Annotated in this window: 10 protein-coding genes and 1 pseudogene; 8 read left to right on the top strand and 3 right to left on the bottom strand. The window is 58.3% G+C overall.

Annotated elements, in window-relative coordinates; genetic code table 11:
* Positions 1 to 221 precede the first annotated feature (221 nt).
* The 4 genes from FVQ81_14640 to FVQ81_14625 all read left to right on the top strand — a co-directional run bounded on the left by FVQ81_14640 (position 222) and on the right by FVQ81_14625 (position 5,026).
* Positions 222 to 1,298, top strand: a complete 1,077-nt coding sequence (locus tag FVQ81_14640; protein ID MBW7997777.1) for an alanine--glyoxylate aminotransferase family protein — start codon at positions 222 to 224, stop codon at positions 1,296 to 1,298.
* A gap of 98 nt (positions 1,299 to 1,396) precedes the next feature.
* Positions 1,397 to 2,209, top strand: coding sequence for a pyrroline-5-carboxylate reductase (gene proC, locus FVQ81_14635; protein ID MBW7997776.1), 813 nt, complete (start codon positions 1,397 to 1,399; stop codon positions 2,207 to 2,209).
* Between the two features lie 41 nt (positions 2,210 to 2,250).
* Positions 2,251 to 3,564, top strand: coding sequence for a homoserine dehydrogenase (locus FVQ81_14630; GenBank protein MBW7997775.1), 1,314 nt, complete (start codon positions 2,251 to 2,253; stop codon positions 3,562 to 3,564).
* A gap of 148 nt (positions 3,565 to 3,712) precedes the next feature.
* Positions 3,713 to 5,026 carry a Glu/Leu/Phe/Val dehydrogenase gene (locus FVQ81_14625; protein ID MBW7997774.1) on the top strand — a complete coding sequence of 438 codons (1,314 nt, stop codon included), beginning with the start codon at positions 3,713 to 3,715 and terminating at the stop codon, positions 5,024 to 5,026.
* Between the two features lie 244 nt (positions 5,027 to 5,270).
* Here FVQ81_14625 and FVQ81_14620 read toward each other — a convergent pair whose 3' ends face one another.
* Positions 5,271 to 5,678: a hypothetical protein gene (locus FVQ81_14620; GenBank protein MBW7997773.1), complete on the bottom strand. Its 408-nt coding sequence runs from the start codon at positions 5,676 to 5,678 to the stop codon at positions 5,271 to 5,273.
* A gap of 353 nt (positions 5,679 to 6,031) precedes the next feature.
* Positions 6,032 to 6,262, bottom strand: a pseudogene (locus FVQ81_14615) (30S ribosomal protein S16).
* A gap of 341 nt (positions 6,263 to 6,603) precedes the next feature.
* On the opposite strand from FVQ81_14615, the gene FVQ81_14610 reads away from it, so the two are divergent.
* Positions 6,604 to 7,899 (top strand): tetratricopeptide repeat protein, encoded by a 1,296-nt coding sequence (locus FVQ81_14610; protein ID MBW7997772.1) that lies wholly within the window; start codon positions 6,604 to 6,606, stop codon positions 7,897 to 7,899.
* 129 nt (positions 7,900 to 8,028) lie between these two features.
* A complete protein-coding gene (lexA, locus tag FVQ81_14605) occupies positions 8,029 to 8,655 on the top strand; it encodes a transcriptional repressor LexA (protein ID MBW7997771.1) in 627 nt (208 codons plus the stop codon).
* Positions 8,656 to 9,011: 356 nt separating this feature from the next.
* Here the strand turns inward: lexA and FVQ81_14600 are convergent, their stop codons facing one another.
* Positions 9,012 to 9,854 carry a YihY/virulence factor BrkB family protein gene (locus FVQ81_14600; GenBank protein ID MBW7997770.1) on the bottom strand — a complete coding sequence of 281 codons (843 nt, stop codon included), beginning with the start codon at positions 9,852 to 9,854 and terminating at the stop codon, positions 9,012 to 9,014.
* Between the two features lie 89 nt (positions 9,855 to 9,943).
* Between FVQ81_14600 and FVQ81_14595 the strand changes: the two genes are divergently transcribed.
* Together FVQ81_14595 and FVQ81_14590 are read left to right on the top strand one after the other, a co-directional pair.
* Positions 9,944 to 10,570 (top strand): hypothetical protein, encoded by a 627-nt coding sequence (locus tag FVQ81_14595; GenBank protein ID MBW7997769.1) that lies wholly within the window; start codon positions 9,944 to 9,946, stop codon positions 10,568 to 10,570.
* A 121-nt stretch (positions 10,571 to 10,691) separates the two neighbouring features.
* Positions 10,692 to 11,672, top strand: coding sequence for a cyclic nucleotide-binding domain-containing protein (locus FVQ81_14590; protein MBW7997768.1), 981 nt, complete (start codon positions 10,692 to 10,694; stop codon positions 11,670 to 11,672).
* Positions 11,673 to 11,707: the final 35 nt, after the last annotated feature.

Below are 11,707 nucleotides of genomic sequence, written 5' to 3'. Positions count from 1 at the left end.
ACTCCTGAGCCCAAAAAAGAGATAAAGTGGATGCGAGTTCGCGGCCCCCAATGGTTTTGCTGCTTTTGCCGAAACAAAAGCAGAAAGAAACAATTGAAAAAAACTGCAAGTTTCCCTAATGGTTTGAAAATGGGATTCAGCTAGATTTAAATCAGGTACCTCGCGGCTCTGCCGCGGGGCAGTTCATTTCTCAAAATACATCAACGTCCCAGGAGAGTGCCATGGCTGATCACAAGAAACTGTTCATTCCCGGCCCCACCGAAGTCGCTCCCGAGGTACTGGCTGAACTCAGCAGGCCGATGATCGGACACCGGTTTCCCGAGTGCAGCGAGCTGATCGGCTCGATTATCCCGATGGTCCAGGAGATGCTCTACACCAAGAACATGATTTTCCTCTCCACTTCCAGCGGCACCGGGCTGATGGAGTCTGCCGTGAGAAACTGCGTCAGCGATTCCTGTCTCAGCTTTATCAACGGAGCGTTCAGCAAGCGGTTTTTCCAGATAGCCAAGGCCAACGGCAAGAACGCTGTCCCGGTGGAGATTCCCTGGGGTCACGGATTCAACGCCGAGATGGTGGACGAGGCCCTGGCCGCCAACCAGGGTGTGGACGCGATCACGATAGTCCACAACGAGACCAGCACCGCGGCGATGAGCGACATCTACGGTATCTGCGGGATGATGCGCGGCAAGTACCCCGAGGTCTCGACCCTGGTCGACAGCGTGAGCAGCATGGCCGGCGTCAAGCTGGAAGTCGACAAGCTGGGCGTGGACGTGATCCTGGCCAGCGGGCAGAAAGCCCTGGCCCTGCCTCCGGGATTCGGCGTGGCTGCGATCAGCCCTCGCGCGCTGGAGAAAGCCCGCAGCGTGGAAAATCGCGGCTTCTATTTCGATTACCTGGCTGTCGAGAAAACCTACGCCAAGAACCAGACCCATATCACTCCGTCGATTCCCCACCTCTACGCGCTGAAGAAGCAGATGGAGCTGATTATCTCCGAGGGCCTGGAGAACCGCTGGAACCGTCACAAGCAGATGGCCGGGCGTGTCCGCGCCTGGGCCGAGAAAAACTACGCGATTTTCACCCAGGAAGGTTTTCGCTCCGAGACTCTCACCTGCGTGGAGAACACCCGCGGCACTGATATCTCCGCGCTGAACAAGGAACTGGCCAAGCGCGACATGGTGATCTCCAACGGTTACGGCGATCTCAAGGACAAGACATTCCGGATCGCCCACATGGGGCAGCTCACCATGGCCGATATCGACGAGGTCCTGGGCGCTATCGACGAAATCCTGGCTCTCTGAAAGACGAATGCAGACGGAAATCGAGCGCAGGCGGCACCGATTTTGCCGTAGATAGTGCAGCGACACGGTTTGAATTAATTGTTTGATGGAGATGCTCGATGAGTAATATCACGCCGCTGGGCTTTATCGGGGCGGGCAAGATGGGCGCGAGCCTGATCGCCGGTGTTATCAGAGCCGGTGTGGCGGACAGGGAGAATATCCTGATCTCCGAACCCGACAGCGCCCGCAGGGATGAACTATGCGCTGACAAGGGTATCCGGGCGGCGGACTCTGTCGAACTGGCCCGCAACTGCCCGGTAATCGTCCTGGCGGTTAAACCAGGCGTAGTGGCCGATGTGCTCGATGAGATCTCCGCTGCGGTAGAGCCGGGTAAAACAGTGATATCGATTGCCGCCGGGATTAAAACCGGCGCCATGGAGGAGAAACTGGCCGATGGTGTGGCCGTGGTGCGGGCAATGCCCAATATCGCGGCCACTGTCGGCGAATCGGCTACGGCGATCGCGGCCGGTAAAAACGCCGGTAGGGAGGCGCTGGATGCGGCTCGTCGGGTGCTCGGCGCCGCCGGCTCGGTGGTCGAACTGCCCGAGAAGCTGATCGACGCAGTTACCGGACTGGCTGGCAGCGGACCGGCCTACGTGTTCACCTTTGTGGAGGCGCTGATCGCCGCCGGGCTGAAAGTGGGGCTGCCGGCCGAGGAGGCCCGCAAGCTGGCCGTGCAGACTGTCAAGGGAGCGGCGGTGATGCTTGAGCAGCGGGAGGCCGAACACCCGGCCGAGTTGCGTGATGCGGTCACCACGCCGGGTGGTACAACGATCGCAGGACTGCACGAGCTGGAGTCCGGACGGTTCACCGATGTGGTGATCCGGGCGGTTGAGGCCGCGGCGCGACGGTCCAGGGAACTGGGCGACTGAACAGGCAAATCGCATAAGTATTGAGATAAATCCGGCCCGCGATGGGATGCGTGCCGGTTCGAGGAGGAAGGATGGCTGATATTATCAGGGTCGGCCTGCTGGGCTACGGGACAATCGGCTCGGGCGTGATCAAACTGCTCACCGACCCGGAGTCCAGGATTGCCGACAGGATAAAACTGGTGAAGGTGGCCGATACCGATCTGGAACGCGAGCGCGAGGTGAAGGTGGACCCGGCTCTGCTGAGCTGTGACACGGATTCGGTGGTTAACGACCCGGAAATCGACGTGATAGTCGAACTGATCGGCGGGGTGGGGGCTGCCAAAAAGTATGTGGAGATGGCGCTGGATGCCGGCAAGGATGTAGTGACCGCCAACAAGTACATGATCGCCCTGCACGGCGATGAACTTCACGAGCGGGCCGGCAGGAACGGAGCTCGTCTGCTGTTCGAGGCCAGCGTGGCCGGCGGAGTGCCGATTATCCAGGTGATCCGCGACCGGTTGGCGGTCGACCGGGTGCTCTCGATCAACGCGATACTCAACGGCACCTGCAACTATATCCTGACCCGGATGGAACAGGTGCCGGGCATGGATGTCGACCAGGCGGTGGCCGAGGCCCGGCAGAAGGGGTTTGCGGAAGCCGATCCCACACTCGACGTGAGCGGGATGGATACGGCCCAGAAGCTGTGTATCCTGGTCCGCAAGGCCTTGCGCACGCTGGTTCTCCCGGACCAGATCGACCTGCAGGGGATTGCCGGGATCAGCAATGTCGACGTGCAGTCCGCGCTGGAAATGGGCTACCGGATCAAGCTGATCGCCCATTCGCACAGGGTGAACGGTAAGCTGGAACTCTGGGTCGGTCCGGCGTTGATTCCGGCCGCCAACACACTGGCCCAGGTCAGCAATGAGTTCAACGCCGTGGCGATCAAAAGCGAGGCCCACGGCGAGCAGACGTTTATCGGCAAGGGAGCGGGCATGATGCCCACCGCCGGGGCCGTGATCGGCGATCTGTACACCCTGCTCAACCATGACAATGTCACCAGCCTGCTCTCCGAATCGCGGCTCGACATCCCGATTGTGGACAGCAAGAACGTTCGCTGCCGCTATTTCACCCGGTTTACGGTCAAGGACCAGCCGGGCGTGATCTCGGCGGTCAGCGGTGAGTTGGCCGCGCGGGGGATAAGTATCGCATCGGTTGTGCAGCATGAAAAGGCTGTCGACCCCCGGCAGGGAGTGCCGCTGGTGGTAATCACGCACGAGACGACTGCCGGGGCGATGTCCGAGGCCGTGGCCGCAATCGACCGGCTCGATGTCATGCTCCAGCCGGCCCATACAATCAGGATTATGGATACCCTTTGATCTGAATACGTTTTTGTGGTAAACTAGCGTTACCAATTCCCCCGGCAGTGCCGGATGTCCAACCGGACGTCCGGCGTTTCCTTGACGGCGTGTTTTCTCCAAACCAGCGCACGGCCCGGGACGGTCGAGAGCAATCGGGAGAGTCCGGATGGAAAACGAACAAAGATATTTAAAAAACATCGAACAGTTTATCTGCAGCAGGGAACCGGAAAACCGCTCCGGGATCCTGATGCGCGACAGCGCCAAGCGGCTCGGTATTTCAAAAAGCGAGCTCCAGCAGATCGAAAAGCCCTACTCGTTCATCTACCAGCGGCTGCCGGTGGAGATCGGCGGCGAGGTGCTGAATATCTCCAGCGGTATAGTGCTCCACAACCGCGCCCGCGGTCCGTTCAAGGGTGGAATCAGGATCGATCCGGATGTCAATATCTGGGAAACCACCGAGCTGGCCCGGCTGATGACGCTTAAGACCTCGCTGGCCAATCTGGAGCTAGGCGGCGGCAAGGGCGGGATCAAGGTCGATTTCCACAAGCTCTACGAGGGCCTCAAGGACAAGCTCAAAATCGATTTCTACCCGTTCATGGACCGGCTCAAGGACCATATCATGCGCGAGTTTGTCGACCATTTCATCGAGCGGGGCCTGGTCCGCACCTATATTCCCGCACCCGACATGGGCAGCAGCGGGGCGGAGATGATGCTGTTCTACAACGAGACCCACGATCCGGCGGTGGTGACCGCCAAACCGGAGGGGATCGAGGGCTGGCTGCCCGGGCGCCACGAGGCCACCGGCTTCGGCACTGCCTATTCCACCCTTAAGTACCTCGAACAGGTCGGCCGGAAGCCGTCGTCAATTACGGTCGCCATCCAGGGTTTCGGCAACGTGGGCTCACACGCGGCCTGGTTCCTCCACCGCGAGGGATGCAAGGTGATCGCGGTCACGGATTTTTACGGCGGCGTCTACAACCCCGACGGGATCGATATCCCGGAGATGATGGAGTACGCCCGCGAAAACCGTACGATCAAGGGCTACGATGACAAGCGCCCGATCGACAACGAGGGCCTGTTCATGCTGGATGCCGATGTGCTGATCCCGGCGGCCAGCGGGCGCGTGATCGGTAAGGACAATGTCGGCGGCCTGGGCGTCAAGCTGGTTGTGATCGAAGCCGCCAACATGCCGGTCTCGTGGGAGGCGATGAAAATGCTCGAGAAACGCGGCCTCGACCTTCTGCCCGACAACTACGTCAACTCCGGCGGCGTGATCGCCTCCGACCTGGAGTACAAGCAGGGAGTAGGCGGGGTCAGGTTCAGCCGGGAGCAGGTGATCGAGCACATCGAGATGAAGTTCGACACGATGTGGGCCGAGATCAACGAGCGCAGGGAAGTCGCCGGCAGTTTCAGCCAGGCCGCCTGCGATGTGGCGATTGAAAGAATCTACAAGGCGATGAGGACCCGCAGCCTGATCTAGAAGAGTGTTGAAAAATGCCTTCCGTGGCATTTTTCAAGGCGGCTTGCCATAACAAGTGAAGGCAAGCCGCCCAAAATGCTTGACTTAAAGTCTCGCATTTTGCCGCCACATCCTTGTGGCGGTTAGAAGCGTGTTGAAAAAACACGCTTCTAGACCCGGAAGATATACGCGCACCAGCAAAAGGCCCGTCCGCGGTATTATCGCGGACGGGCCTTTCGTTTGATCTGTTGTTGGCGGGCTTGCCTCACTTCTTTTGGCAAAAATCCCGTTGGAACTCATCCAGCGCGGCCTCCATCCGGTCGTGTTCCAGGTAACCCAGCCCCACCAGAATTTCGCCGACTCTCAGTCTCAGTTTGTTCTGCCTGTCCAGCAGCTTGATCAGGTACTTATCGTCGATCAGGTTCAGCCTCCGGGCCGCCTGCCCGAACGGCCGTCCCGTGCGCCGCTGCTCGTCAAGGATCGTATATACCTGCGAAACAGTGAGGATCTCGTCCATCGTGGCCATGATTCCCAGCTTGTGGTTGACAGCTTCCTGGATCGCCAGGGCGTTGTCGCGCTGCTCCGGCTCGATCATCCCCTTGCCCACAAGGAACTCTCCGAAATGGACAGTCGCCCCTTCTGTAGCGTTCTGTTTCTCGCGGTCAACAATCATCCGGTCCTCCTTGCGCTGGATCCACAGCCTGAGCTAATCAGCCTGTCGGCACTATCAAGTATCCGCTGTTACTTTTTCTGCTCTTCGTCGTCCGCGGATTTTTCCTCCTCAGCCGGGGTTTCTTGCTTGGGTTCCTCCGCGGATTTTTCTTCCTCAGCCGGAGTCTCTTCCTTGGCCTCCTCCGCGGGAGCTTCCTCAGCCGGGGCTTCTTCCTTGGCCTCCTCGGCGGGAGCCTCCTCAGCCGGGGCCTCTTCTTTGGCCTCCCCGTCGTCCGCGGGTTTTTCTTCCTCAGCCGGGGTTTCTTCTTTGGGTTCCCCGGCGGGTGCTTCCTCGGCCGGGGTTTCTTCTTTCGGCTCTTCGGCGGGAGCTTCCTCAGCCGGGGCCTCTTCCTTGGCCTCCCCGGCGGGAGCTTCCTCGGCCGGGGTCTCTTCCCTGGCCTCCCCGGCGGGAGCTTCCTCAGCCGGAGTCTCTTCCTTGGCCTCCCCGGCGGGAGCTTCCTCAGCCGGGGCCTCTTCCTTGGCCTCCTCGGTGGGTGCTACCTCAGCCGGGGCCTCTTCCTTCGGCTCCTCAGCGGGAGCTTCCGCTTTCTTGGCCGCGGCCTGTTTCTTAGCTTTGCTCTTGGACAGGGCGGTTGCGTGGCGTTCCACGTCCTTGATAAGCTTGGCCAGTGTGCGCTGGGCCCGTTTCAGCAGTTTACTGAACTTACGCCGTTCCAGTTCCTTGCCGGTTTTTTCGGCCAGTTCGGCGAGGGTTTCCTTGTACTTGATTATTTTCTTTTCGAGATCGGCTTTCTTCGGCAAATCATTCCTCCTGTGATCGTTCCGCAAATGGGTTCCAAGAGTAGGGAATTTAAGCACATCGGGGTATTTTTAGCAAGGGTAATTTTAAAAACAGCGCGCGTGACAACCTGAATACTGCTTGTATCATGATAACAACATGCCAGGTTTATAAGATATGGTTTGATTTAATAAGGGAAGTCCTGTATACTGAATCGCGTTTATCCGATCCGCTACCCTCTGAAAACCAGCGCGCCATGACTTATTTACTGAAAATATTAACCTTGTTATTTGGCTTAGCTGTTGCTTTTTTCGGTACTCTGGCAGCGATGAATCCTGATAAGCGGATGCATTTTACACTACTTGCAATTGGTTTTACCGCCGCAGCCGCAATTGCCGGTTTTTGTCTGTGGAAAAGAGAAAGGGAAGAGCACCAAAAGGGTAATGAGAAAATAATTGAGCAAATCCAGGACCTGAGAGGTGATTTATTCCCAAAAGCCACACTCAAAGGTTTTCAAAAAGAGTTGGAAGAAGTTGCTGAAGAGAAGAAAAGTAAATTGAAAGACACTGCGGAAATGTACTTCCAGGCCGGCGAAAAAGCCGAAGAAAGCTACGAATACCAGGAAGCTGCGGAAAACTACCGGCAGTCCGCTAATACCCTTCCCACCATGTCCGCTCTTCTGAATCTTGGCAACTCTCTTTACAATACCTCTGCATACGAAACGGCTCTTGAAGCCTACCGTACAGGCCTGGAAATAGCTGAAGAAAAAGACGCTTCAGAATTCAAGGGGGCATTCCTCGGTAACATCGGAAACGTTTACAAGAACCAAGGCGAGCTCGACCAGGCCCTGGAGTCACAACGACAGGCCCTCGAGATACACCGCAGGATCGGCAACCCCCGCTTCGAGGCGAATGCTCTCGGCGTCATCGGGATTGTTTACAGAATCCAGGGCGAGCTCGACCAGGCCCTAGAGTATTTCCAGCAGTCCCTCACGATTCACCGCAGGATCGGCAACCCCCTCGGCGAGGCGGATGCTCTCTGCGGCATCGGGATCGTTTACGAATACCAGGCGAAGTTCGCCCAGGCCTTGGATTGTTTCCAGCAGGCCAGAGATATCTATCGCAGGATCGGCAAACCCCTCGGCGAGGCGGATGCTCTCGGCAACATCGGGAACGTTTACAAAGACCAGGGCGAGCTCGACCTGGCCCTGGAGTCGTACCAGCAGGTCCTCAAGATCCACCGCAGGATCGGCAACCCTCTTGGCGAGGCGAATGATCTCGGCAACATCGGGCTCGTTTACGCAAACCAGGGCGAGTTCGACCAGGCCCTGGAGTATCTTCAGCAGTCCAGAGATATATATCTGGAGATTGGCGCCAGAGGTGAGGGGCTAAAAATCGTAGAGGGAGCAATCAGGGAAATAGAGGAAGGTGAATTAGAACCTTAACCGATTTTAAATTCAATGCGCGTACATAAGTTTTTTTGCCCTTGACTTTCGCTTTTGTTTCGCCTATAATAAGTCACACTTTCGCTTTCTGTTCGTAACAAGGCAAAAAAACTCAGCCGGGAGGGGAGGATGTACCTCACCAGGCGCCAGAAACAGATTCTCGATTTCCTCCGCGAGCACGTGGCCACAGAGGGTTATGCTCCTACTATCGGCGAGATCGGCAAAGAATTCGGGCTGAGCTCGCCGGCCACGGTCCACAAGCACCTGGCCAACCTCCAGGACAAGGGCCTGATCCGCCGCGACTCCAACCGCAGCCGGTCTATCGAGCTGTGCGGACAGGTACAGGCCCTGCCCGGGCGCACAGCTCAGCCGCGGGCGGTGGCTGTGCCCCTGCTGGGGCGGATCGCCGCGGGCCTGCCGATCGAGGCGCTGGAGACCCCGGAGGAACTCGATATCCCCGAGAGCATGGTCGGCCGCCAGCCCACGTTCGTGCTCCAGGTGGAGGGGGACTCGATGATTGATGAGCAGATCCGCGACGGGGACTACGTGATTGTCGAGCAGGTGGATACGGCGCGCGACGGGCAGATCGTGGTGGCCCTGATCGGCGGGGGAGAGGCCACGCTCAAGCGCTTCTACCGCCGGGACGACGGCAGTGTGCGGCTGCAGCCGGCGAATGTCAACATGCAGCCGATTATCGTGCGCCGGGGCGAGTTCCGGATCCAGGGCGTGGTGATCGGCGTCTTAAGGAAATATTAAAACCAGAAGGAGTACGAACGATGAGCAAGCTGGTGGCTTACGGAATGATAGTCAAGGGGCGGCCGGACCGCTGCAAACTGGTGCTGCTTGACGAGCGTATCTGCCCGGACCAGGCCGGCATGGTCCGCGCCATGCGCCGCTGGTGCGGACGGTTGCGGCTGGTGTTTACGCCGGTTGTACGGCGCTGAGCGGAGCTGTGGGGAGGCAAAAGCGCGAGGAGCGGTTCTACGCGACACGGTGGACGCCCTTCGCGGCAAGTACGGCTTCGACTGCATGCGCAAGGGTCCGGCCGCGTGGCTGGAGAGTATCCGCCGTCCGCCGGGGGAGCAAAAGGCGGGGTGAGGGGGGGCGGTTCTCTATCGTTTCAGCGAGCGCATCCGTCCCTGCTCGTGGATAAACCCGATCTCGGCGGCGATCACGTACACCATCGAAGAGATGTAAAACCAGACGATCAGCGCCACGATCGCCGCCAGGGTCCCGTAGATCCGGTTGAACTCCCCGTACATCAGGATAAAATAACCGTAGAGGTACTTGCTGACCTCGAAGACGGTCACCGCAATCGAGGTGGCGATTGCGCAGGTGTCCGTACGCACGCTGCGCGAGGGGAAAAAGCGGTAGGAGAGAAAGATGAAGGCGGCATTGAGCAGAAAAGTGAAAACTATCGCCGCGGTCTTGCTTTTCAGCAGCGGCAGCAGCGAGAACAACTGGTTGTTGAACAGAATATTTTCCCGCAGTACGATCGGCAGCAGCGCGAACGTGAAGTTCGCGACCACCAGCAGGGTGGCGATCAGCACGAGGATCATGAAGTCGAACAGCTTGCCGTGGATGATACCCCGCGTATGCCGGGCCTCGAATACCCTGTCCAGCACCGTTCGCAGCGAGGCGAACAGCCGCGTGGCGGTCAGCGCCATGCCGCCCAGTCCCAGGATTCCGATCCACTGGCGGTCGTTGATCAGCCGCTGGGTATTGTTGATAATCCATTCGCTTGAGACCGGCAGGAGACTCTGCAGATAAATCACCGCGTTGTCCCACAATTCGGAAGAACTGCTGAAGGTGTACCCGGCCATGGCAAAAATGATCAGGATCAGCGGGATCAGGCAGATCAGCAGGTTGAACGCGATACCCGAAGCCAGGAACAGAACATCATCCCGGACCATTTTATGCCACAGGCTGTGAGCGTAATCCCAGATGGAATACATTGCGATTGATCGCCGCCGGGACGAGTAGTAGTTTAGCAAGGCTGTATAAATATTAAATGTAAGGATTAAGCTACGGAGAAGTCAAATATATGCTGATCGGGCTGGTGGCTGCGTACAGGAGTGAAGCCTCGGTATTGCTGGGTCTGCTGGATTCCGTGACCAAAGAGACCGTGAACGGCGTCAAGCTCTGGCGGGGAGGAATCGGGCCGCACCGGGTGGTGACGGCTCTCTGCGGGGCGGGGCCGGAGAGGACGGCGGAGAGTCTGCTTAAAGTTAAGGAGGTACTTGATAAATCCGAACTGGTGATTGATTTCGGGGTCTGCGGCGCACTGGATACGTCCGTGCCGCTGAGCGAAGTTGTGGTGATGGATTCGGTGGCCGCGGTGCACCACTCTAGCCGGGAGCCGATTCGGCTTGAGCAGCTTCCTTCGGGCGGGGAGACCGTCCGAGACGGCGGCTGCCTGGTGACTCACAACGCACCTGTGTTCGATCCACGGGTCGCAGAACTTCTGGCACGGAGATTCGGCGCCGGGTTCGTGGACATGGAAGCGTGGGAAGTGGCCTCCTACTGCCGGGAGCGCAAGATTCCGGTGGCGGTCGTTAAAGCGGTGAGCGACCACGCTGACGGAAGCTCGGTTGAAGGACATGCTGTCCGGGCCCGTCTGGCGGCGGAAAAATGCGCCCTGGCGGTACATGGACTGGCAAGCGGGCTGTAAGCAGTTCCATCGGTCTCTTCGCTTGCCAACCGCACAGGACCTGGTTAAGTTCAAATGAATAGAAGATCAGCGGTTTAATTCACTCAGGCCCGTTTGTCGATCGAACACGGAGACTAACACGATGGGTGCCCAGTTAGAGAAAACTTTCTGCCGGGGTGAGGTGATTATCAAGGAGGGGCAGCCCGGCAGCACCTTTTTCGTGATCCTGACCGGCATGGTGGAAGTTCTCAAGCGCAAGGACGGCCGGGACGTGGTGATCGGAGTTCTGGGTCCCAGCGAATTTTTCGGTGAGATGAGCCTGATCGACAATGATTCCGGCAAGCGCAGCGCCACGGTGCGCGCTCTCGAGGATTCCCGGGTGGCGATCATGAGCAAAGAGGATTTCGACAAGTACCTGGGCAAGCTGACTCCGGGAGTGCGCAAGCTGTTGAGCCGCTTGAGCGAACGACTGAACAGGACCAGTTCGCTGGTGGACGAGGGGGCGTTCCACAGGGAAAAAGTGGAGGAGGATGAAACGCTGGATTTCACGATGACTCTGGATGAGCTGGAGAATTCTCGCAAGCACGCGGTGGACGTTAATTTCATGACGAAAACGGTTCGCAAGGGCCAGGTGGTTATCAGGCAGGGCCAGAAAGGCCAGTGCGGCTTTATTGTCAAGAAAGGCCGCCTGGAAGTTATTCGCAGCGCCGGTGGTGAAGAAGTGGTGCTCGGCGAGCTGTCTGAGGGCGATATCGTGGGCGAAAGCGCCATGTTCGACGACCTCACCCGCAGCGCCACGGTCAAGGCCATGAGCGACGGGGAAGTAATGGTGTTCGGCAAGCGCGACATGCTCAACATGGCCCGTCAGAGCCCGCTGGAGCTGTTTATGATAATCGATTCGCTCTCCGGCAAGATCGAGCGCACCAACGAGGACTATTGCGATACCCTGGTCGAACTCGAAACAATCAAGAAGGACAAAGCCAAGCATGCCGATGAGTTGAAGGCAATCGAAGAGAAGCTTCTCAAAATCGAACAGGAAAACAGCCGGCTCACCGGTGAACTGAAAAAACTGCAGGCAAGCCGTAAAGTGCAGCCGTCAGCCGGCTCGCAGAAACAGATCTGACGTCCGCCTTTTCCTACCTGACCACCCGGGACAAT

It is taken from the genome of Candidatus Glassbacteria bacterium, from assembly GCA_019456185.1.
In the GTDB taxonomy this organism is placed as follows: domain Bacteria; phylum Gemmatimonadota; class Glassbacteria; order GWA2-58-10; family GWA2-58-10; genus JAJRTS01.
Note: the sequence above shows the minus strand (reverse complement) of the source record. Positions and strands in the feature narration are given on the sequence as shown.